Genomic DNA, 20,612 nt, shown 5'->3' with positions numbered 1-20,612 from the left:
AATCAGGCGGTCAAATGAAGAGGTCCAGGCGGAAATACACCGGGCGTTCCTTCTCGGTCAGCACGTCGGGGCGTTCCAGGCTGTGGGCGAAGGTCACGCTGGCGGCCATGTGCTGGCCGCGGGCGAACAGCTCCAGCGAATGGCTGCTGGCACGGCCGTGGTACTCACCGTTGTAGCGATCGTTGCGGATCACCCCGAGGTCGTAGCCCAGGCCCAGGCCGTACTCGGCCACCAGCGGTTGCAGCAGCGGCCAGTTCACTGGGCGGATCCAGCGCAGGTCGTTGCGCCAGTAGCCACCGCTGTCGCCCGACAACGACTGGTCCTTCAGCCCGCGCACCGACGACAGGCCGCCAAGGCTGATGCGTTGCGGGCTGAACAGCACGTCCTCGCTGCGCTGGCCGGTGGCCAGGCTGCTGAAGCTCAGGCGCTCGCCGAAGAGCTGGAAACCCTGCACGTAGCTGAGCGTGGCGCTGTACTTGCGGTAGCGCGCCACCGGCTGGCCCGGGCGTGGATGGCCGTTGTCCTGGGCGTCGAAGGCGCCGATGCCCTCCTGGGTGCCCAGGTCGAGGTTGACGAAGGCATTGCCCAGGCGCCGGCCATGGTTGATGCCGAACTGCGCCTCGCTCAGGCGGTTGCTGCTGCCGGCCAGGCGGCTGTCCTCGATGTAGTTGTTGGTGCGCAGGTGGGCCATGCCGGCATTGAGCGAGGTCTTGCTGGTGGCATCGCGGTGCACCACGCGCTCGGCGCGCAGCTGGTGGTTCTGGCTGTCGCCGGTCTGCTTGAAGGCAAAGCCGTTGGCCTGGGCCAGGGAGCGGTATTCGCTCTCGCTGTAGCTGTAGGTGAAGTTCCACCAGCCCCACGGCAGGTTGTAGAACAGCACGCCGTTCTTCGAGCCCTGGGAGTGGTCGCTGACCACGTCGTGGCCGCCGCGCAGCATCAGCTGGTCGGCCAGGCCCAGCGGGCTGTCCCATTCCAGGCCGAGGTTGAGCATCTGCTCGCCAGTGCTGCGCTGGCCTTCGTTGTTGCGCGACAGCGAGGCGCGCCAGGGTTTCTGCTGGGTGTTGCGCACCAGCACTTCGCTGCCGCCGACGGCCTTGCCCGGGGTCAGCTCCATCTGCGCCTTGTTCGACGGCAGGCGGTTGAGCTGGTCGACCATCTGCTCGATCTCGCGCAGGTTCAGGCGCTGGTCGATATCGCCGGGAAAGGCCATGCCCAGCTCACGGTCGCTCAGGCCGCTGGCCGGGTCCGGGCGCAGCCCTTCCAAGCGCCCTTCCACCACCAGTACCTGCAGATGACCCGAGGACAGGTCCTGCTGCGGCAGGTAGGCGCGGCTGGTGACCAGGCCGCGACCCAGGTAATGGTCGGTGATGGCCTTGAGCAAGGCATTGAGCTGGGTGACGCCCAGGCACTGGTCGATGAAGGGCTTGAGCAGGCGATCACGGTCGGCGGCGGACAGGCTGTCGGCGCCCTTGAGCTCGATGGTGTGGATGGTGAAGCAGCGGCTGTCGGCCGCCGGTTGCGACTCACCGGGTTCGGCGGCCTTGCCGGGCAGGTTGCGCAGTTCTTCGAGGCGGCGCTGCTGCTCTTCGAGCAGACGGTCCTGGCGGTCGCGGATCAGGTCTTGGTCGCCAGGCGAGGCAGCACGGGCCGTACTCATGGCCGTGCAGGCCAACAAGGCGGCAAGCACGCAAGCTCGCCCCCGGTTAAAACGCATAGACATCATCCAGTCCCTGGACCACGGAAAAAAGAGCGCGAGATATTATTTAGCCACTACCATGACGTCAAATTAATATCGCCAAAAAACCGTGAAATCTTCAAGGAACCCTTCCAGCAATCACCTCGACTGAACTTCCAGGCAGACCGGCGCCTCCACCGGACTGAATCCACTGGTAACAAGGAGTCGAGGGATGAAACCGTTGCCATGCCTTATCTGCGCGGCCACCCTGCTCTGCGCACAACCCATCTGGGCCTGCACACCGGAAGAGGCCACGCAGAAAAGAGAAGAACTGGCCGGGCTGGTCAGCCAGCTGACCGAGCAGAACCCGCGCAAGGCCAAGGAGATCAACGACGAGCTCCAGCACATGGAGCTCGGAACGGCCAGCAAGGACCTGCCAGATAAATGCCAGTTGATCGACAAGCGCATCCAGGAACTTAAAGAAGCGGAAAGGAAAACCTGACCGCGCCAGTGTCAGCGTCGCTGCTGGGCCTGCATGTACTGGCGAAGTAACTGGTTGATGCGGGTCTGGTAGCCGGCGCCCTGTTCCTTGAACCAGGCCAGCACGTCGGCGTCCAGGCGGATGGTCACCGTTTGCTTGGCCGGCACCCGCAGCTCGGCGCGGCGGAAGAAGTCGTCGTCGAGCTCGGGGATGTCCGAGGTATCGACCGGGGCTTGGTCTTGCTCACAGCTTCTGGACGGTTTCGACATAGCGCGTTACCTCACGTCGTGTGGCTCTTCTGGCGGAAATGATGCGGATCACATCACCCTGCCGTTCGGTGTAGGCGACCACGCTGACCCAGGCGTTGATCCAGCCCATGCCGATCCAGCGTGCCTCCGGGTACTCGAATCGCTCATCGCGCAACGCCAGCATCGGCTGGCGGAACATCTCGGGCACGTCGTTGAAGTCGATACCGTGCTTGCGGATGTTGAGCAGGTTCTTTTCCTCGTCCCATTCAAATCGTACGGGACAATCGTATTTACAGCTGTACATACGCTACTCCTCCTTGGCGGCTCATGCCAGAGGAGTGTGGCGGGTAGGCGACAAAATGCCCGGGCTGGAACAGGGTTTGGGAAATGGGCTACGCGCCCTGGGGAAGGAGGTGAAGCAACCCGCCACCGTTGCAGTGGCGGGCTCATTGCCGCAGGTGCTTACTCAGCCGCAGGCTTGCGCTTTTTCAGCGGTGCCAGGCCGTCGGAGCTGGCCAGAGGCGCATTGGCCCTAGGCTTGGCGGTAGGCTTTTTCTTGACGGCGCCCTTCTTGTCGGCACCGGCCTTCTTCTCACCCTTTTTCTTCTTGCTGCCGGCAGCCTTGCCCGAGGCCTTGACCTTCTTCGGCCCGCTGTAGGTGCCCTTGACCTCCTTGATGACGCGACGTTCGAACTGCTGCTTGAGGTAGCGCTCGATGCTCGACATCAGGTTCCAGTCGTTGTGGGTGATCAGCGAAATCGCCAGGCCTTCGCCACCGGCACGGCCGGTGCGGCCGATACGGTGCACGTACTCGTCACCGCTGCGTGGCATGTCGAAGTTGATCACCAGGTCCAGGCCGTCGATGTCCAAACCGCGGGCGGCGACATCGGTGGCCACCAGGACCTTGGAGCCGCCATCCTTGAAGCGGTCGATGGCCAGCTTGCGGTCCTTCTGGTCCTTCTCGCCGTGCAGGACGAAAGCCTTGACCTCCTTGGCCACCAGATGGCCGTAGATACGGTCGGCCAGGGCACGGGTGTTGGTGAAGATGATTGCCTTCTGGTAGGTCTCGTTGGCCAGCAGCCACTGCACGATCTGCTCTTTGTGCTGGTCATGGTCGGCGGTGATGATCTGCTGACGGGTGCCTTCGGCCAGTTGCGAGACACTGTTGAGCATCAGGTGCTCAGGGTCCTTGAGCACTTTACCGATGATGTCGCGCAGGGCCGCACCGCCCGTGGTGGCCGAGAACAGCAGGGTCTGCTTGCGGTTCTCGCACTCCTTGCACAGGCGCTCCATGTCTTCGGCAAAGCCCATGTCGAGCATGCGGTCGGCTTCGTCGAGGATCAGCACCTCCACGTGCGACAGGTCCAGGTTGCCGGCATTGAGCTGCTCGAGCAGACGGCCGGGGGTGCCGATCAGCACATCCGGCACCTTGCGCAGCATGGCGGCCTGTTCCTTGAAGTCTTCACCGCCGGTGACCAGCCCCGACTTGATGTAGGTGAACTGCGAGAACAGTTTCACCTGCTTGAGGGTCTGCTGGGCCAGCTCGCGGGTCGGCAGCAGGATCAGCGCCCGGATCTCCACGCTCGGGCCGCTGCGATCGACCAGGCGGTTGAGCAGCGGCAGCACGAAGGCGGCGGTCTTGCCGCTGCCGGTCTGCGCCGTCACCCGCAGGTCACGCCCTTGCAGGGCCAGGGGAATGGCCGCTGCCTGCACCGGCGTCGGCTCGACAAATTTCAGCTCGGCCACGGCTTTGAGCAGGCGTTCGTGCAGGGCGAATTGGGAAAACACGGGGTAACCTCGGGCAAGTGCGAAAAATTCAGTTGCATAGGGTAACGTTTTCCGTGGCCAGAACCGAATTTCTTTTGGCAACTTTGCGCCGATCCACGCTCTAATACCCCTTCATACCGCAACACAGACCGCTTCCACGCCCATGGACATCCAACGCTTCTGGCGCGACGCCCTCGACCTCTGGGGCACGCTCGACCAACACCCATTGCTGCACGCCGCCCTCGGCCTGATCGTGCTGCTGCTGGTCTCGCTGCTGGTCGGCCGCCTCGCACGCTTTCTGATCCTGCACTCCACCCGCCTGCTCGGCCGCCAACAGCCACTCAGATGGCTGGACGACCTGCGCCACAACAAGGTGTTCCACCGCCTGGCGCAGACCACCCCGTCGCTGGTGGTGCAGTTCGGCCTGAAGCTGGTGCCGGAGCTGTCGACCACCACCCAGCACTTCCTCGGCAACGTCGCTCTGGCGGTAACCCTGCTGTTCATGACCCGCGCCCTGTCCTGCCTGCTCGACGCGCTGCTGGACATCTATGCCCGCAGCGAGCACGCCCGTACCCGCTCGATCAAGGGCTACATGCAGCTGGCCAAGATGATGCTGTGGATCTTCGCCGCCATCGTCATCGTCGCCACCCTGATCGACCGCTCGCCGCTGTTGCTGCTGTCGGGTCTGGGCGCCATGTCGGCGGTGCTGCTGTTGGTGTACAAGGACACCCTGCTGTCGTTCGTCGCCAGCGTGCAGCTGACCAGCAACGACATGCTGCACGTCGGCGACTGGATCGAGATGCCCCAGGCCGGCGCCGACGGCGACGTGGTGGACATCACCCTGCACACGGTCAAGGTACAGAACTTCGACAAGACCATCGTCTCGATCCCCACCTGGCGCCTGATGAGCGAGTCGTTCCGCAACTATCGCGGCATGCAGCAGTCCGGCGGGCGTCGGATCAAGCGCAGCCTGTTCATCGACGCCGCCGGCGTGCGCTTCCTCAGCCCGGACGAAGAGCAGCGCCTGGGCCAGGTACGCCTGCTGGGCGACTACCTGGCGCAGAAACGCCAGGAACTGCATCACTGGAACGAGGCCCTGGGCCCGGTGGCGGAGCTTTCGGCCAACCGCCGCAGGCTGACCAATATCGGCACCTTCCGCGCCTTCGCCCTGGCGTACCTGAAGAGCCACCCCAACGTGCACCCGAACATGACCTGCATGGTCCGCCAGATGCAGACCACCGCCGAGGGCGTGCCGCTGGAGATCTACTGCTTCACCACCACCACGGTGTGGGCCGAGTACGAGCGCATCCAGGGCGATATCTTCGACTATCTGCTGGCAGTGCTGCCGGAGTTCGGGCTGAGCCTGTATCAACAGCCGAGTGGCAATGACATGCGCGCGGGGCTGGCGGCCAGGCCGCCTTTGGTGACCTCGATGCGGGAGTTCGACGAAGCCTGATCTTGGGTGTGCATGGGAGCGGGCTTGTCCCGCGAAAAGGCTGGCTCGGCCATCGCGGGGCAAGCCCGCTCCCATGGATCGCTGACGGACGGAAAGTTTTTTCAGCTGCGCACAATGGCCTTGTGTTCTCACAAAGCGCAAAGAAACAATTAGTTACAACTATTTCAGAATTATTAAACGCCGGCCTTCGAGAAATACGAATACCCGCCTCTCCCCGCTTCTCCTAACCTGCAGCGAACAGGTCGCCTCCAATGACAGGCGGCACGGTATCGGACAAAGGACTGCGAGCAAGCGATGCGTCAGGACATCTCCCTGGAAAAACCACTCGACGAACCGGACCGCAGCGATCCGGCCAACCGCCGCAAGGCACTGGCCGCCGGCAGCCTGGCCCATGGCGTGCACGATGGCCTCACCGACGTTATCTATGTGCTGCTGCCTATCTGGCAGGCCGCCTTCGGCCTGAGCTATGCCCAGGTCGGCCTGCTGCGCGGCGCCTACGCCGGGATGATGGCCGGTTTCCAGTTGCTGGCCAGCCGCGGCGCGCGCAAATGGGGGCGCGAAACCCTGCTTGTCAGGGGCACCGCCCTGGCGGGCTTCGCCTACCTGCTGGCAGCCCAGGCCACGGACATCAATCTGCTGTTGCTGGCGCTGATGATCGGTGGCCTCGGCGCCAGCACCCAGCACCCGCTGGCTTCGGCGCTGGTGTCCGACGCCTACGAGGGCAGCGGGCGGGTCAAGCAGGCGCTGGCCCAGTACAACTTCGCCGGGGATATCGGCAAGGCGATCATCCCTGGCCTGACCGGGCTGGTGCTGGTCTACATCTCCTGGCAGACCAACGCCACCCTGCTCGGCGTGCTCGGCATCGCCGCCGCCTTCGCCTTGTGGTGGCTGATGCCGAAGAACCAGGCCCACGAAACCGCCAGCAAGAAGACCAAGGTCGCCGACGCGACCGGCACGCCAGCCGGCCTGATGGCGCTGATCGCCACCGGCAGCATCGACAGCGGCGTGCGCATGGGCTTTTTGACCTTCCTGCCGTTCCTGCTGCAGAGCAAGGGCGCCAACACCGAGCACATCGGCCTGGCCCTGGCCCTGCTGTTCATCGGCGGCGCCTTCGGCAAGCTGTTCTGCGGCTACCTGGGCGCACGCCTGGGGCCGGTGCGCACGGTGATCTGCACGGAAGTGCTGACCGCGCTGCTGATCCTGCTGGCACTGGTATTACCCTTTGGCGCCCTGATGCTGGTGATGCCGCTGATCGGCGTGGCGCTGAACGGCACCTCGTCGGTACTTGGCGGCCTGGTTCCGGATTTCGCCCCACGGGACCGGCGCGACCGGGTATTCGCCTGGTTCTACACCGGCACAGTGGGTGGCGGCGCCCTCGCCCCGGTGCTGATCGGCGCGATATCCGACCAGGCCGGCGTCACCGAGGGCCTGGTGGTGCTGGCCTGCGTGCTGCTGCTGACCTTGCCGCTGTGCCTGGTGATCTACAACGGCATGAAGGGCCTGCCACGCCGCTGATCCGCAATATCGGTCCAGATCAAGAACAACAAGGACGTGAACCATGAGCAACGGACTGTCGCAACGATCCGCGCGTATCAGCGCGCCCGGCACCTCGAGCATGCGCAGCAAGGCCAACGCCCTGCGTGACGCCGGCATCAAGGTCATCAACTTCGCCGCCGGCGAGCTGTCCAGCGACGCCGCTCCGGACATGCGCCACGGCGCCATCGCGGCGGTCCACGAACAGTGGAACCGCTACACCCCGCCCCTGGGCAACCCGCGGCTGCGCCAGGCCCTGGCCAGCAGCGTCAGCCAGCGCCTGGGCGTCGACTACGGCGCCGATGAGATCGCCGTGTCCAGCGGTGCCAAGCAAGCCCTGTTCAACAGCGCCATGGTGCTGCTCGACCCGGGTGATGAAGTGATCATCCCGCGTCCCTACTGGGAAACCTTCCCCACCCAGGTCGAACTGGCCGGCGCCCGTCCGGTATTCGTCGACACCAAGGGCGACAACCACAGCCTGCGCGCCGTGGCGGTCAAGGCCGCGCTGTCGCCGCGCAGCAAGGCGATCATCATCAACACCCCCAACAACCCCACAGGGGTGGTCTATGACCCGCGGGAACTGCTCGCCATCGGTGAACTGGCCCTGGAACACAAGCTCTGGGTGATCTTCGACGAGTGCTATCGCAGCCTGCTGCGCAATGGCCAGCAGCACCACAACCTGGTCGCGCTGCTGCCCGAGCTCAAGGCCTCGACCGTCATCATCGACTCGTTCTCCAAGAGCCAGGCAGTGACGGGCTGGCGCCTGGGCTATGCCTGTGCGCCGAAGGCAGTGGTCACGGCCATGCACAACCTGCAGGCCCACACCACCTCCAATCCCAGCAGCCTGGCCCAGTACGCGGCGCTCAACGCCCTGGATGGCGACGGCGCGCGGCAGTTCGGTGCCGAAGTCAATGCCCAGCTCGATCGGCAGCTGGCTGTCGCCACGGCGCTGCTCGGCAAGCTTGAGTCCATCCGTTTTTCGCCACCCCAGGGCGCGTTCTACCTCTACCTGGATATCACCCGCCTGCTCGGCATGCGCTACCAGGGCGAGGCGATCCGCGACGCCAGCCACCTCTGCGAGCTGTTGCTGACCGAGGCGCGCATCGCCCTGGTGCCCGGCTGCAGCAATGGCGACCCGTGCGCCGTGCGGCTGTCCTATTCGGTAAGCCCGCAGGACCTCGAGGAGGGCCTGGGCCGCTTCACCGACTTTATCGCAACGCTTGCCTGACCCCGGACTTTCCACCACCCGCGAGAACATGACATGAAGAAAACGGATTTCATGCTGTCATTCGTCGACCAGGCCCTGACCGATGTGCAGGACAAACGGCTGGCCAGCGCCCTGAAAAAAGGCTTCGAGGTGCACGCCGACCTGCTGGAGGACTACCTCGATACCTACCAGCGCATCACCGCCAAACCCTGGTCACGGGAAAGCCTGTGCACCTTCTTCTGTGGCTGGCGCAGTCCGGACGGTGCCGCCCATGCGGTATCAAGCATCATCGTGCGCTTGCTGCAGGAGTCCGAGGCCATCGACGATCCCCAGGCCCGGCTGCTATTGCTGGACGCCGCCCGTCACTGCGGCGAGATCATCGTCGAGGACATCGGCCTGGGCGAAATGCACGGCCACCCGCACCATTCCAAGCTGTATGCGCGCATGGCCACCGCCATCTGCGGCTCGGAGGACTGGCGCCTGCAGGACCGCTACCTGAACCCGGTGACCAAGGAATTCTCCACCTGGGTGGGCAGCAAGCGTCCGCTCGCCCCGCAACTGGTCGAGGCCATCGAGATGATGGCGATGACCGAGTTGTTCAATACCGGGGAGTACAACGTGATGACGCCCCTGTGGAAGGACTGGCTCAAGGAGGCGCAAGGTAAGACGCCGGGCGAGGCGCATCGCATCGCTTCGTTCCTCAGCGTGCATTGCGGCGCGGTCGAGGCGCAGCATTTCTTCCATGCCACCAGCGCCCTCGAACTCTACTGCCGCGCCACCCGCCAGGCACTGGACCACGCACGCATCGAGGCACTGTCCTGCGAATACGTGAAAAGAGCCTGCGAGCACCTGAACAAGATGGAGTCGGTGCTCGCCGCCTGACGAACACCTCACAACAGGGATGAGGCATATGAACGTGATCAAGCGTGACGCACACATCGACCTGCGCCAGTTGTTCAGTGAAAAAGCCTGCCTGCGGGTACTCGAGGCACACAGCCCGATCTCGGCCATGCTGGCCAAGAGCGTGCGCCTCGGCGCCGGCGACACCAGCCTGGGCTACGATGCCATCTGGTCCAGCTCGCTGACCGACTCGACCCAGCGCTGCCTGCCGGACATCGAGATCCTCTCGCCCAGCGACCGCCTGGAACGGCTGAACGAAATTCTCGCGGTCTGCGACCTGCCGCTGATCTACGACGCCGACACCGGCGGCAAGATCGAGCATTTCGCCATCCATGTGCAGTGGCTGGCCCGCGCCGGGGTGTCGGCGATCGTCATCGAAGACAAATGCGGGCTGAAGAAAAACTCGCTGCTGGGCCTGAGCGTGCATCAGGAGCAGGAAACCGTCGAACTCTTCTGCGACAAGATCAGGGTCGGCACCCAGCATCGCCTGGAGGGTTCGATGATGATCTTCGCCCGCTGCGAGAGCCTGATCCTGGAAAAAGGCCTGGATGACGCCCTCGCACGCTGTCGCGCCTACACCGAGGCCGGCGCCGACGGCATCATGATCCACAGCCGCAAGAGCACGGGCGAGGAAATCCTCGAATTCGCCCGCCGCTTCAAGCAGACCCACCCGCACACACCCCTGGTCTGCGTGCCGACCAGCTACCCGCAACTGACCTTCTCGTGCCTGGCTGATGCCGGTTTCAATGCGGTGATCTACGCCAACCACATGCTGCGCGGCGCCTACTCGGCCATGCGCCAGGTCGCCACCAGCATCCTCGAGCACGACCGGGCCTATGAGATCGAGCCGGCCTGCATGCCCATCGATGAAATCCTCAGCCTGGTGCCCGGCACACGATGACCACCCCATCGGGGCCGCAGCGCGGCCCCTTTGCCAAGCTTGCTCAGGCGGCACTCAGGTAGGAAACCAGCTCGGTGACATGCCGTGGCATGCGCTCGAAATGCCTGACCAGCATCATGTGCTGCTGGCGCGCCCAGGTTTCGTCGAGGCGTCGGGCCACCAGGCCACAGCCATCGAGATAAGGCTGCACCGCCGCATCCGATGCGATACCGATACCGACTCCTTCGGCAATCATCCGGCATAGCGACTCGGCGCCGGACACCTTGATCCTGAACTGGGCCGCGAGGCCATCGATATCGGCCTGCTGCTCGATCAGTCGGCACAGTGCACTGTCACTCGCCAACCCGACCTGGGGGTGGCGCAGCACGTCGCCCAGGCGCAATGAGGCGCTGGCGGCCAATGCGTGATGCCTGGGCAGCACCGCCACATAGTTGAGCACCGGCAGGGCGATCGAGGCACAACCCTCCACAGGGTCGCTGCCGAGCACCACGCCCATGTCGACGGCGCCCTCGCGAATGCCGCGAACGATATCCCCGGTCGTGCGTTGCTGCAGGTCGATGGCGACATTGGCGTGATCGGCGAGATAGCGCACCAGCCGGCGCTGGGTCGACTCGAATGCGCTGAAGCCTGCGACATACATGCGCATGCTTGCTCCGTCAGGCTCTTCGCGGTGGTCGAATTCGGCCTTGAGCACTTCCAGCTGGCGCAGGATCTTGCGGGCATGGATCAACAACCGCTGACCTGCCAGGGTCAGCACCAGCCCTTTGTGCTGGCGATGAAAAAGCCCCTCGCCAAGCTCGGTTTCCATCGACTTGATGCGCATGCTGGCGGCCCCTGGCGAGAGGCATGCACGCTTGGCGCCCTGGGTCAGGCTGGGGGACTCGGCGATCTTGATGAACAGTTTCAGGTCGGTCAGGTCAAGGTTCACGGTCTCTTCCTTGTAGTGTCGGGCAAATCCATTGTCGGAACGGGCGATCTTGAGCCGCCTGCGTCCATCTTGCCTGCCACCGTCGGCCGGGCAAAGCCTGCCTTGGTATTGCCCCCGTGAATGACGAAGGCGCCCATGCGGGCGCCTTCGTCTTGCGCAGATACCTCTAGCGCGACGAGGCAGTCCCCGGCAGCCCTGCACGCGGACCGCCCAAGCGGCTCAACCACACCGACGCCAGGATCACCGTACCGCCAATGGCCAGGCGTCCGAGCGGTTCGTCCTGGTTCCAGATCAGCAAGTTGAGGAGCAAGCCCACCGGCACATGCAGGTTGTTCATCACCGCCAGGGTGCCGCCGGAGACCAGGCAGGCGCCCTTGTTCCACCAGTACAGCCCCAGCGCCGTCGGGCACAGGCCCAGGAACAGCAGCACCAGCCACTGGGTGTCGGTGCTCGGCAGGTGCTGGGTATTGCCGAACAGCAGGAAGGCCGGCAACACCACGAGCAACGCGCCCAGGTAGAAATAGCCGAAACGGCGGTAGTGCGGCAGGTCGCTGGGGTGACGGGCCACCAGGTGGCGGTACAGCACCTGGCCGGCGGCGTAGGTGAAGTTGGCCAGTTGCAGCAGCAGGAAGCCAATGAAGAACTCACCAGTGACCGTGTCGAAGCGGATCACCGCCGCGCCGGCCACCGCCACCAGTGCGGCGAGCAGCGCCCAGGGGTTGAAGCGCCGGTTCAGGGCATCCTCGATCAAAGTGACATGCAGCGGGGTGAGGATGGTGAACAGCAGCACCTCCGGCACCGTCAGCACGCGGAAGCTGAGGTACAGGCAGACATAGGTGATGCCGTACTGCAGCGCGCCGATCAGCAGCATCGAGCGCATGAAGCGCGGCTCGACCTGACGCCAGCGGGTCAGCGGCAGGAACACCAGCCCGGCCAGCAGCACCCGGACCAGCACGGCGAAGTAGCTGTCGACGTGACCGGCCAGGTATTCGCCGATCAGGTTGAAGGAGTACGCCTGGATCAGCGCGACGATTATCAGGTAGCCCATGGTTGGCCCTCGTGGATCAAGGCGGGGACCTTAGCGGGTTGGGCCTGGGCAGTTCAACCATGGGATTTTGGGGGTGCTCGTGGACGTCTCCCCTTTCTCTTCGCGCGCCTCCCCGTGTAGGAGCGGCCTTGTGCCGCGAAAGGGCTGCGTAGCGGCCCCAGGATTTCAGTATCGAGCAGAAATCGTCGGGGCCGCTGCGCGGCCCTTTCGCGGCACAAGGCCGCTCCTACAGAGAGCGCGTAAAGCAGATAAAAAAGCCCGGCCATGAACTGGCCGGGCAGGCACACCCAAAGGAGCAACAAGGTGTCAGGGTTGGGAATTCGTCGCGGTTCAGGCCACCGCGGCCAGCCTGGCCTTGGCCTGGTTCAGGCCCTTTTCGTGGAACTCGCCGCTCATGTTCAGGCCTTCGGCATGGATGAAGTCCACATCGTGGATGCCGATGAAGGCCATCACCTGGCGCAAGTAGGGCTCCTGGTGGTCGCTGCTGGCGCCGGCATGAATGCCGCCGCGGGCGGTCAGGACGATGGCGCGCTTGCCGTTGAGCAGGCCCTGCGGCCCGGTCGGGGTGTACTTGAAGGTGATGCCGGCGCGCAGCACGTGGTCCAGCCAGGATTTCAATGTGCTGGGGATGGTGAAGTTGTACATCGGCGCGGCCATCACCAGCACGTCGGCGGCCAGCAGTTCGTCGGTCAGTGCGTTGGAACGCTCCAGCGCCTCACGCTCGGCGGCGCTGCGCTGTTCCTCGGGCTTCATCCAGCCGCCAAGCAGGTTGGCGTCCAGGTGCGGCACGGGGTTCACCGCCAGGTCGCGCACCTTGATCTCGTCGGCCGGATGCGCCGCTTGCCATTGCTGGATGAAGTCCAGGGTCAGTTGACGGGAAACGGAATCCTGCTGGCGGGCGCTGCTTTCGATGATCAGTACGCGGGACATGGGGTGCCTCCATCGGCGGTAAAGGGTGGCGATTCGATGGAGGTGAGATTAATGGTTGACCTATCGATAAAAAAGCGTAAAAAGTGGGATCAACCTATCGATTAATCTGTTTTATTCCGCTTTGCAGTCGAGCACGATGCGCAGCTTGATGATCTGCCGGTTGAACTTGGCGGTGACATCCACGCTCCTGCCGGCGGGCACATTGACCCGGCGCACCCGTGGCGCCTCGGGGCCGTTGCGGAAGGTGACCTTGCACGCCGCCGGCACCTGCCCATAGTTGTTGAGGCTGATCGAGCCGATGTCGTAGGCCGTGTCGTAGGCGGTGTAGTCGACCTTGACCCCGGTCAGGTCCTTTTCCACGTCGATCGGGTATGCCATGGCCCCGAGGGGCAGGCACAACAGCAAAGCCGCACAACATTTCTTCATACGGGCGCTCTCCTTGGGAAGAGCGCAGCTTAGGACAACAGGAGCCCTGGATGAAAGCACCGCGCGTTACCCTGGATCAGTGGCGGACCCTGCAGGCGGTGGTCGACCACGGCGGGTTCGCCCAGGCCGCCGAGGCCCTGCACCGTTCGCAGTCGTCGGTGAGCTACACCGTGGCGCGGATGCAGGAGCAACTGGGCGTGCCGCTGCTGCGCATCGATGGGCGCAAGGCGGTGCTGACCGAGGCCGGCAGCGTGCTGCTGCGCCGTTCGCGGCAACTGGTCAAGCAGGCCAGCCAGCTGGAAGACCTGGCTCACCACATGGAGCAAGGCTGGGAGGCCGAGGTGCGCCTGGTGGTCGACGCCGCCTACCCCAGCGCCCGCCTGGTGCGCGCCCTGGCCGCCTTCATGCCGCAGAGCCGCGGCTGCCGGGTACGCCTGCGTGAAGAAGTGCTGTCCGGGGTAGAGGAGGTGCTGCACGAAGGCATCGCCGACCTTGCCATCAGCAGCTTCAACATCGGCGGCTACCTGGGCACCGAGCTGAGCCCGGTGGAGTTCATCGCCGTCGCCCACCCCGAGCACGCCCTGCACCGCATGGGCCGCGAGATCACCTTCCAGGACCTGGAAAGCCAGTTGCAGGTGGTGATCCGCGACTCCGGCCGGGCCCAGCCGCGCGATGTCGGCTGGCTCGGCGCCGAGCAGCGCTGGACGGTCGGCAGCCTGGGCACCGCGGCGACCTTCGTCGGCAGCGGCCTGGGCTTCGCCTGGCTGCCCCGGCACATGATCGAGCGCGAGCTGCGCGAAGGCGTGCTCAAGCCCCTGCCGCTGGATCAGGGTGGCAGCCGCCATCCACTGTTCTACCTTTACTCCAGCAAGGAAAAGACCCTGGGCCCGGCCACGCAGATCCTCATCGAACTGCTGCGCAATTTCGACACCGCGCCGCTGGACGTGCCCTTCGCAGCCCCCCCGCAAGCCTGAGAGGACCGCGCCCATGGCCTGTTTCGAACATGACGGATGCCTGCTGCATTACCAGGAACACGGCCAGGGCGAGCCCCTGGTGCTGCTGCACGGGCTGGGTTCGAGCAGCCAGGACTGGGAACTGCAGGTGCCCGAACTCAGCCGCCAGTACCGGGTGATCCTCATGGACATCCGCGGCCACGGGCAATCGTCCAAGCCACGCAAGGGCTACCAGATAAAGACCTTCAGCGAGGATCTATTGGCCCTGCTGCGCCATCTGGACACCGGCCCGGTGCACTTCGTCGGCCTGTCCATGGGCGGCATGCTCGGTTTCCAGTTTGCCGTCGACCACCCCGACTGGCTGCGCAGCCTGTGCATCGTCAACAGCGCCCCCGAGGTCAAGCGCCGCACCCGCAGCGACTGGATCTGGTGGCTCAAGCGCTGGGGCCTGGCACGCCTGCTCAGCGTCGAGACCGTCGGCAAGGGCCTGGCCGCGCGGCTGTTCCCCAAGCCGGAGCAGGCCGAACTGCGGCGCAAGATGGCCGAGCGCTGGGCGCGCAATGACAAACGTGCCTATTTGAAAAGCTTCGACGCCATCGTCGACTGGGGCGTGCAGGAACGCATTGGCCAGATTCGCTGTCCCACCCTGGTGATCGCCGCCGACCACGATTACACACCGATACAACTGAAGGAGCGTTACGTCGCCCTGATGCCCAACGCCAGGCTGGCGGTCATCGACGATTCGCGGCACGCTACGCCCCTGGATCAACCTGAAGTCTTCAACCGTACCGTGCTGCAGTTCCTCGCAGCCGCTTCCACCTCTCAAGGATCTTTGAGCCCATGCTGAAAAAACTTCTGCTCACCGCCTGCTCGGTCGCCTTCGCCACCAGCGTCATGGCCTCCGACAAGACCCCGCACGTTGAGCTGGTCACCAGCTTCGGCAAGATCGAGATCGAGCTGAACGCAGAAAAAGCGCCGATCAGTACCAAGAATTTCCTCCAGTACGTGGACAGCGGCTTCTACAACAACACCATCTTCCACCGCGTGATCCCGGGCTTCATGGTCCAGGGCGGCGGTTTCACCGACCAGATGGTGCAGAAGAGCACCCAGGACCCGATCCGCAACGAAGCGAGCAACGGCCTGCAGAATACCCGCGGCACCCTGTCCATGGCCCGCACCTCCGACCCGAACTCGGCCACCAGCCAGTTCTTCATCAATGTCGCCGACAACGACTTCCTCAATCCGGGCCGCGACCGTGGCTACGCGGTGTTCGGCAAGGTCACCAAGGGCATGGAGGTGGTCGACCAGATCGTCAACTCGCCGACCACCGTCAAGAAAGGCATGCGTGATGTGCCGGCGGATCCGGTCTACATCAAGTCGGCCAAACGCATCGATTGATCCCGCGCCACACAGGGACGTGAGTCGGGTCGAACAGGAGTGTCGTCACCCATGCTGTACCGTCGTTTCGAGCAGTTGATCGATATCTTCCGCGAGGCGCCCAGCGAGGCGCCTCCCGGCAAGGTCTGGCCCTTCTATCTCTATTACCTGCGCCAGGTGTGGCCGAGTTTCCTCGCCCTGCTGATCGTCGGCCTGGTCGCCTCGCTGATCGAGGTGGCGCTGTTCAGCTACCTGAGCCGGATCATCGACCTGGCCCAGGGCACGCCCAACGCCAACTTCTTCAGCGAGCACAGCGGCGAGCTGATCTGGATGCTGGTGGTGGTGCTGGTGCTGCGGCCGGTGTTCTTCGGCCTGCACGACCTGCTGGTGCACCAGACCATCAGCCCGGGCATGACCAGCCTGATCCGCTGGCAGAACCACACCTACGTGCTCAAGCAGAGCCTGAACTTCTTCCAGAGCGACTTCGCCGGGCGCATCGCCCAGCGCATCATGCAGACCGGCAACTCCCTGCGCGATTCGGCGGTGCAGGCGGTGGACGCGCTGTGGCACGTACTGATCTACGCCATCAGTGCGCTGGTGCTGTTCGCCGAGGCCGACTGGCGGCTGATGCTGCCGCTGCTGGTATGGATCGTCTGCTACATCGGTGCGCTGTACTACTTCGTGCCACGGGTGAAGGAGCGCTCGGTGATCTCCTCCGACGCCCGCTCCAAGCTGATGGGACGCATCGTCGATGGCTACACCAACATCGCCACGCTCAAGCTGTTCGCCCACACCGACTACGAGCAGCAGTACGCCCGCGAGGCGATCAGCGAGCAGACCGAGAAGACCCAGCTGGCCTCGCGGGTGATCACCAGCATGGACGTGGTCATCACCTCGCTGAACGGGCTGCTGGTGGTCACCACCACTGGCCTTGCCCTGTGGCTGTGGAGCCAGTCGCTGATCAGCGTCGGTGCCATCGCCCTGGCCACAGGCCTGGTGATCCGCATCGTCAACATGTCCGGCTGGATCATGTGGGTGGTCAATGGCATCTTCGAGAACATCGGCATGGTCCAGGACGGCCTGCAGACCATCGCCCAGCCGGTCACCGTCAGCGACAGGCCCGACGCCCCGGCGCTCAAGGTCAGCCGCGGCGCGGTGCGCTTCGACCATGTCGACTTCCACTATGGCAAGGGCGGCAAGGTAATCGATGCCCTGAACCTGGACATCCGCCCCGGCGAGAAGATCGGCCTGATCGGCCCGTCCGGCGCCGGCAAGTCGACTGTGGTCAACCTGCTGCTGCGCCTGTACGACATCGACAGCGGGCGCATCCTCATCGACGGCCAGGACATCGCCGAGGTCAACCAGGCCAGCTTGCGCGCGCAGATCGGCATGATCACCCAGGACACCTCGCTGCTGCACCGCTCGATCCGCGACAACCTGCTGTACGGCCGGCCGGATGCCAGTGACGAGGAAGTCTGGGAAGCAGTGCGCCGGGCCCGCGCCGACGAGTTCATCCCGCAGCTGTCCGATGCCCAGGGCCGCACCGGCTTCGACGCCCATGTCGGCGAGCGCGGCGTCAAGCTCTCCGGCGGCCAGCGCCAGCGCATCGCCATCGCCCGGGTGCTGCTGAAGAACGCGCCGATCCTGATCATGGACGAAGCGACCTCGGCGCTGGATTCGGAGGTCGAGGCGGCGATCCAGGAGAGCCTGGAGACGTTGATGCAGGGCAAGACGGTGATCGCCATCGCCCACCGCCTGTCGACCATCGCCCGCATGGACCGGCTGATCGTGCTGGACAAGGGGCATATCGTCGAAAGCGGCAGCCATGCCGAGCTGCTGGCACAGCGCGGGTTGTATGCACGGTTGTGGCATCACCAGACCGGGGGGTTCGTCGGCGTCGATTGAGTTAGGCGCGGCCCCTGTAGGAGCGGCCTTGTGCCGCGAAAGGGCCGCAACGCGGCCCCGGCGATCTTTGCATCAACGATGAAATCCTGGGGCCGCTTTGCGGCCCTTTCGCGGCACAAGGCCGCTCCTACAGGGATAGCGTGTGGCCAGGCACTTCAAACCTGACGATACGGCAACATCCCCCGCGCCTCCTCGGCGTAGGCCATCACCCCTTCGCGCTCCTGGCTCAGGAAGTCCGCGACCGCCCGGCGCAACCCCGGGTGCAGCAGGTAATGCCACGACCGCGTGATCACCGGCTCGAACCCGCGAATCAGCTTGTGCTCGCCCTGGGCACCGGCATCGAAGCGCTGCAGGCCTTCGCCGATCGCGAAGTCCATGCCCTGGTAGAAACAGGTCTCGAAATGCAGGCGGTCGAATTCGTCCAGGCAACCCCAGTAGCGGCCATACAGGCTGTCGCCTCCCACCAGGCTGAAGGCCATGGCCACCTCGCGCCCTTGCTGCCGGGCAATCACCACGCGAATCGCCTCGGGCATGCGCTCGGCCACCAGGCTGAAGAACTCGCGAGTCAGGTACGGCGCACGTCGGCGCACGGCATAGGTGTTGGCATAGCAGCGGTAGACGAAGTCCCACTGCTCCTCCCTCAGTTCATCACCGCGGTACCAGGCGAAATCGATCCCCTGCCCCGCCACCTGCTCGCGCTCCTTGCGCATCTGCTTGCGCTTGCGTGAGCTGAGGGTGTCGAGAAAATCCTGGAAGTCCCGGTAACCCCGGTTGCGCCAGTGGAACTGGCAACCCAGGCGTTCCAGCCAGCCCGGTTGGCCGGCAATGGCGTCGTCCAGCACGCTGTCGGTGAAATTGATGTGCGCCCCCGACAGCCCACCCTTGCCCAGGTACTCGGGAATCGCCTGCAACAGCAGCAGGCCATCAGCAGGGGCGGACGCCAGCAGGCGGGGCCCGGTGACCGGGCTGAACGGCACCGCGCCGAGCAGCTTGGGGTAATACGCGATGCCGGCGCGCTCGCAGGCATCGGCCCAGCCATGGTCGAACACGTACTCGCCGAACGAATGCCACTTGCGGTACGCCGGCAGCAGCGCCCGCACTTCGCCATCGCGCTCCAGCACCAGGTGTTCGGCGGCCCAGCCGGTGTCGGGTACCACGCTGCCACTGTCTTCCATGGCACTGAGAAAGGCGTGGCGCAGGAACGGCTGACCGTCGGGCACCAGCGCGTCCCAGGTGGTCGCCGGCAGGTCGCGCAGATGGGCAAGGCTGTGAAGGCTGATCACGTTTCCAACTCGCTGAAAAGAGAGTGCCAGTATTGCCAAGTCGACCGTGACACTCAAATGACGGCCGCTTTACTTAACAACAGTGCCACTGTTTAGACATTATTCTGTCATTCGCCCCCGCAATACTTGCGCCTGTTTTCCGGAACCCCAGAACCTGTCTAGTCAGGCCCTTTCCGAAGACATGCCAACTCGGGGGCGGGCGCTTGAGCCTCCCCACTTTTCCAACAGGGAGAACCTTATGCGTCTTGTTTCTACACTTACCGGGGTGAGCCTCACCGGCATGATGCTGGCTCTGAGTACTCCGGCCAGTGCTGCTGTCGACGCCAAGCTGCTCGAAATACTCCGCGCCAACGGCTCGATCAACCAGGCGCAGTACACCGAACTGCAGGGCGACCTGGCAAAGGAAACCAAGGAAAAGGCCGACCAGAAAGCCCAGTCCGAGCGCCTGAGCTCCTTCGAACAAAAAGTGGCTTGGGCCGCCAAGACCCAGATCAAGGGTGACGTGCGCCTGCGCTACGAAGACGTCAACGTCGACAACCCCAACAGCCGCAGCGGCAACCAGGACCGCGAGCGCGTGCGCGCCCGTGTCGGTTTCTACAGCGAGATCAACCCGCAGGTCGACGCCGGCATTCGCGTGGCCACCGGCAGCAGCTCGGACGCCCGCTCGACCAACCAGAGCCTGGACAACTACTTCGACAAGAAATCGCTGTGGGTGGACCTCGCTTACCTCGACTGGCACCCGACCGCCGTGCCGAACCTGCACCTGATCGGCGGCAAGATGCTGCAGCCGTGGGTGAGCATGGGCGACATCATCTGGGACAGCGACATCAACCCGGAAGGCGTGGCCGTTACCTACAAGACCAACCTGGGCGGCGCCGAAGTGTTCGGCAGCGCCGGCCACTACACCCTCAAGGACAACGTCGACGGCGACGGCGTGCAGTTCAAGCACGACGCGCAGCTGTACCACGGCCAATTGGGCACCAAGTTCAACCTGGCTGACAGCGTCAAGGTCACCGTCGGCGGCAGCCTCTACGGCTTCGACAACGACAAGAAGTCGGCCGTGCTGCGCAGCTTCGGCAACACCACCACCGAGTTCAACCTGGCCGAAGGCTTCGGCCAGGTGGACTTCACCGGCTTCGCCATCCCGCTGTCGGCCTATGGCCAGTTCGTCAAGAACACCGACAGCACCGACGGCGAGGACAAGGCCTGGCTGGCGGGTCTCAAGACCAAGCTGGGCGCCTGGAGCCTGGACTACAACTACCGCGACGTGCAGCGCAACGCCGTGGTCAGCCTGTTCACCGACTCCGACTTCGGCGCAGGCTTCACAGGTTCGCGTGGTCACAAGTTCAAGGTCGGCTACGAGATCGACAAGAACTTCTCCCTGGGCGCGGCCTACCTGATGGCCAAGACCGACCTGTCGCAGTTGCCGAACAACAACGCCGACGTCGACACCCTGCAGGTCGACCTGGAAGCCAAGTTCTAAGCGCTATGCTGAAGCGGGAATTGCTGACCCCATCCGGCATTTCCCGCTTTTTTTGCCTGTCAGAAAACTGGGGCTGCTTTGCAGCCCTTTCGCGGCACAAGGCCGCTCCTA

The 20,612-nt window shown here is 64.4% G+C and carries 20 protein-coding genes; 11 read left to right on the top strand and 9 right to left on the bottom strand.

The annotated features are described in order from the left end of the window. Positions 1 to 10: 10 nt before the first annotated feature. The gene (locus K2O50_RS07040) at positions 11 to 1,657 is read right to left on the bottom strand and encodes a ShlB/FhaC/HecB family hemolysin secretion/activation protein (protein ID WP_259470169.1); all 1,647 of its coding nucleotides are present in this window, start codon (positions 1,655 to 1,657) and stop codon (positions 11 to 13) included. Positions 1,658 to 1,907: 250 nt separating this feature from the next. Here K2O50_RS07040 and K2O50_RS07035 point away from each other — a divergent pair, with 250 nt between their 5' ends. Continuing rightward, positions 1,908 to 2,177 carry a hypothetical protein gene (locus K2O50_RS07035; RefSeq protein WP_050706787.1) on the top strand — a complete coding sequence of 90 codons (270 nt, stop codon included), beginning with the start codon at positions 1,908 to 1,910 and terminating at the stop codon, positions 2,175 to 2,177. Between the two features lie 11 nt (positions 2,178 to 2,188). Here K2O50_RS07035 and K2O50_RS07030 read toward each other — a convergent pair whose 3' ends face one another. The 3 genes from K2O50_RS07030 to K2O50_RS07020 form a co-directional block, all read right to left on the bottom strand. Next, on the bottom strand, positions 2,189 to 2,425 hold the full coding sequence (locus K2O50_RS07030; protein WP_023631177.1) for a BrnA antitoxin family protein: 237 nt from the start codon (positions 2,423 to 2,425) through the stop codon (positions 2,189 to 2,191). Beyond that, a complete protein-coding gene (locus K2O50_RS07025) occupies positions 2,400 to 2,708 on the bottom strand; it encodes a BrnT family toxin (protein ID WP_050706788.1) in 309 nt (102 codons plus the stop codon). The genes K2O50_RS07030 and K2O50_RS07025 overlap by 26 nt, the downstream gene beginning before the upstream one ends. Positions 2,709 to 2,866: 158 nt before the next feature. After that, entirely contained in the window at positions 2,867 to 4,192 is a 1,326-nt protein-coding gene (locus K2O50_RS07020; protein WP_050706789.1) for a DEAD/DEAH box helicase, read from the bottom strand. Between the two features lie 142 nt (positions 4,193 to 4,334). Between K2O50_RS07020 and K2O50_RS07015 the strand changes: the two genes are divergently transcribed. From K2O50_RS07015 to aepX, 5 genes are all read left to right on the top strand, one after another. Further along, complete coding sequence (locus K2O50_RS07015; protein WP_050706790.1) at positions 4,335 to 5,627, top strand: mechanosensitive ion channel family protein; 1,293 nt, start codon at positions 4,335 to 4,337, stop codon at positions 5,625 to 5,627. Between the two features lie 294 nt (positions 5,628 to 5,921). Next, positions 5,922 to 7,142: an MFS transporter gene (locus K2O50_RS07010; RefSeq protein ID WP_050706791.1), complete on the top strand. Its 1,221-nt coding sequence runs from the start codon at positions 5,922 to 5,924 to the stop codon at positions 7,140 to 7,142. A 43-nt stretch (positions 7,143 to 7,185) separates the two neighbouring features. After that, positions 7,186 to 8,388: a pyridoxal phosphate-dependent aminotransferase gene (locus K2O50_RS07005; RefSeq protein ID WP_050706792.1), complete on the top strand. Its 1,203-nt coding sequence runs from the start codon at positions 7,186 to 7,188 to the stop codon at positions 8,386 to 8,388. Positions 8,389 to 8,421: 33 nt separating this feature from the next. Then, positions 8,422 to 9,249 carry a hypothetical protein gene (locus tag K2O50_RS07000; RefSeq protein WP_050706793.1) on the top strand — a complete coding sequence of 276 codons (828 nt, stop codon included), beginning with the start codon at positions 8,422 to 8,424 and terminating at the stop codon, positions 9,247 to 9,249. A gap of 28 nt (positions 9,250 to 9,277) precedes the next feature. After that, the gene (aepX, locus tag K2O50_RS06995; RefSeq protein ID WP_050706794.1) at positions 9,278 to 10,168 is read left to right on the top strand and encodes a phosphoenolpyruvate mutase; all 891 of its coding nucleotides are present in this window, start codon (positions 9,278 to 9,280) and stop codon (positions 10,166 to 10,168) included. A 43-nt stretch (positions 10,169 to 10,211) separates the two neighbouring features. Here the strand turns inward: aepX and K2O50_RS06990 are convergent, their stop codons facing one another. The 4 genes from K2O50_RS06990 to K2O50_RS06975 all read right to left on the bottom strand — a co-directional run bounded on the left by K2O50_RS06990 (position 10,212) and on the right by K2O50_RS06975 (position 13,500). Beyond that, on the bottom strand, positions 10,212 to 11,096 hold the full coding sequence (locus K2O50_RS06990) for a LysR family transcriptional regulator (protein ID WP_050706795.1): 885 nt from the start codon (positions 11,094 to 11,096) through the stop codon (positions 10,212 to 10,214). Positions 11,097 to 11,262: 166 nt separating this feature from the next. Continuing rightward, positions 11,263 to 12,144, bottom strand: a complete 882-nt coding sequence (locus K2O50_RS06985) for a carboxylate/amino acid/amine transporter (protein ID WP_050706796.1) — start codon at positions 12,142 to 12,144, stop codon at positions 11,263 to 11,265. Between the two features lie 330 nt (positions 12,145 to 12,474). Continuing rightward, on the bottom strand, positions 12,475 to 13,074 hold the full coding sequence (locus tag K2O50_RS06980) for an FMN-dependent NADH-azoreductase (RefSeq protein ID WP_050706797.1): 600 nt from the start codon (positions 13,072 to 13,074) through the stop codon (positions 12,475 to 12,477). A gap of 111 nt (positions 13,075 to 13,185) precedes the next feature. After that, positions 13,186 to 13,500: a hypothetical protein gene (locus tag K2O50_RS06975; protein WP_050706798.1), complete on the bottom strand. Its 315-nt coding sequence runs from the start codon at positions 13,498 to 13,500 to the stop codon at positions 13,186 to 13,188. Positions 13,501 to 13,550: 50 nt separating this feature from the next. Here K2O50_RS06975 and K2O50_RS06970 point away from each other — a divergent pair, with 50 nt between their 5' ends. The 4 genes from K2O50_RS06970 to K2O50_RS06955 are packed head-to-tail and all read left to right on the top strand — an operon-like array spanning position 13,551 to position 17,735. Further along, positions 13,551 to 14,474: a LysR family transcriptional regulator gene (locus K2O50_RS06970; protein ID WP_028693074.1), complete on the top strand. Its 924-nt coding sequence runs from the start codon at positions 13,551 to 13,553 to the stop codon at positions 14,472 to 14,474. Positions 14,475 to 14,487: 13 nt separating this feature from the next. Further along, entirely contained in the window at positions 14,488 to 15,300 is an 813-nt protein-coding gene (locus tag K2O50_RS06965; RefSeq protein WP_050706799.1) for an alpha/beta fold hydrolase, read from the top strand. Beyond that, entirely contained in the window at positions 15,294 to 15,851 is a 558-nt protein-coding gene (locus K2O50_RS06960) for a peptidylprolyl isomerase (RefSeq protein ID WP_050706800.1), read from the top strand. The genes K2O50_RS06965 and K2O50_RS06960 overlap by 7 nt, the downstream gene beginning before the upstream one ends. Positions 15,852 to 15,902: 51 nt before the next feature. Next, positions 15,903 to 17,735 carry an ABC transporter ATP-binding protein gene (locus tag K2O50_RS06955; RefSeq protein WP_050706801.1) on the top strand — a complete coding sequence of 611 codons (1,833 nt, stop codon included), beginning with the start codon at positions 15,903 to 15,905 and terminating at the stop codon, positions 17,733 to 17,735. Between the two features lie 155 nt (positions 17,736 to 17,890). Here the strand turns inward: K2O50_RS06955 and K2O50_RS06950 are convergent, their stop codons facing one another. Further along, positions 17,891 to 19,018, bottom strand: coding sequence for a GNAT family N-acetyltransferase (locus K2O50_RS06950; RefSeq protein WP_050706802.1), 1,128 nt, complete (start codon positions 19,016 to 19,018; stop codon positions 17,891 to 17,893). A gap of 238 nt (positions 19,019 to 19,256) precedes the next feature. On the opposite strand from K2O50_RS06950, the gene K2O50_RS06945 reads away from it, so the two are divergent. Beyond that, positions 19,257 to 20,501 carry a putative porin gene (locus K2O50_RS06945; RefSeq protein WP_050706803.1) on the top strand — a complete coding sequence of 415 codons (1,245 nt, stop codon included), beginning with the start codon at positions 19,257 to 19,259 and terminating at the stop codon, positions 20,499 to 20,501. The last annotated feature ends 111 nt before the right edge of the window (positions 20,502 to 20,612 follow it).

It is taken from the genome of Pseudomonas sp. 2hn, assembly GCF_019646095.1.
GTDB classification, from domain to species: Bacteria; Pseudomonadota; Gammaproteobacteria; order Pseudomonadales; family Pseudomonadaceae; genus Aquipseudomonas; species Aquipseudomonas peradeniyensis.
The sequence above is the reverse complement of the archived record's forward strand: the minus strand, read 5'-3'. Positions and strand labels throughout refer to the sequence as shown.

Coding starts and splice junctions, on each gene's coding strand:
- K2O50_RS07040 (WP_259470169.1), bottom strand. CDS start 1,657: ATGAGTACGGCCCGTGCTGCCTCGCCTGGCGACCAAGACCTGATCCGC.
- K2O50_RS07035 (WP_050706787.1), top strand. CDS start 1,908: ATGAAACCGTTGCCATGCCTTATCTGCGCGGCCACCCTGCTCTGCGCA.
- K2O50_RS07030 (WP_023631177.1), bottom strand. CDS start 2,425: ATGTCGAAACCGTCCAGAAGCTGTGAGCAAGACCAAGCCCCGGTCGAT.
- K2O50_RS07025 (WP_050706788.1), bottom strand. CDS start 2,708: ATGTACAGCTGTAAATACGATTGTCCCGTACGATTTGAATGGGACGAG.
- K2O50_RS07015 (WP_050706790.1), top strand. CDS start 4,335: ATGGACATCCAACGCTTCTGGCGCGACGCCCTCGACCTCTGGGGCACG.
- K2O50_RS07010 (WP_050706791.1), top strand. CDS start 5,922: ATGCGTCAGGACATCTCCCTGGAAAAACCACTCGACGAACCGGACCGC.
- K2O50_RS07005 (WP_050706792.1), top strand. CDS start 7,186: ATGAGCAACGGACTGTCGCAACGATCCGCGCGTATCAGCGCGCCCGGC.
- K2O50_RS07000 (WP_050706793.1), top strand. CDS start 8,422: ATGAAGAAAACGGATTTCATGCTGTCATTCGTCGACCAGGCCCTGACC.
- aepX (WP_050706794.1), top strand. CDS start 9,278: ATGAACGTGATCAAGCGTGACGCACACATCGACCTGCGCCAGTTGTTC.
- K2O50_RS06985 (WP_050706796.1), bottom strand. CDS start 12,144: ATGGGCTACCTGATAATCGTCGCGCTGATCCAGGCGTACTCCTTCAAC.
- K2O50_RS06980 (WP_050706797.1), bottom strand. CDS start 13,074: ATGTCCCGCGTACTGATCATCGAAAGCAGCGCCCGCCAGCAGGATTCC.
- K2O50_RS06975 (WP_050706798.1), bottom strand. CDS start 13,500: ATGAAGAAATGTTGTGCGGCTTTGCTGTTGTGCCTGCCCCTCGGGGCC.
- K2O50_RS06970 (WP_028693074.1), top strand. CDS start 13,551: ATGAAAGCACCGCGCGTTACCCTGGATCAGTGGCGGACCCTGCAGGCG.
- K2O50_RS06965 (WP_050706799.1), top strand. CDS start 14,488: ATGGCCTGTTTCGAACATGACGGATGCCTGCTGCATTACCAGGAACAC.
- K2O50_RS06960 (WP_050706800.1), top strand. CDS start 15,294: ATGCTGAAAAAACTTCTGCTCACCGCCTGCTCGGTCGCCTTCGCCACC.
- K2O50_RS06955 (WP_050706801.1), top strand. CDS start 15,903: ATGCTGTACCGTCGTTTCGAGCAGTTGATCGATATCTTCCGCGAGGCG.
- K2O50_RS06945 (WP_050706803.1), top strand. CDS start 19,257: ATGCGTCTTGTTTCTACACTTACCGGGGTGAGCCTCACCGGCATGATG.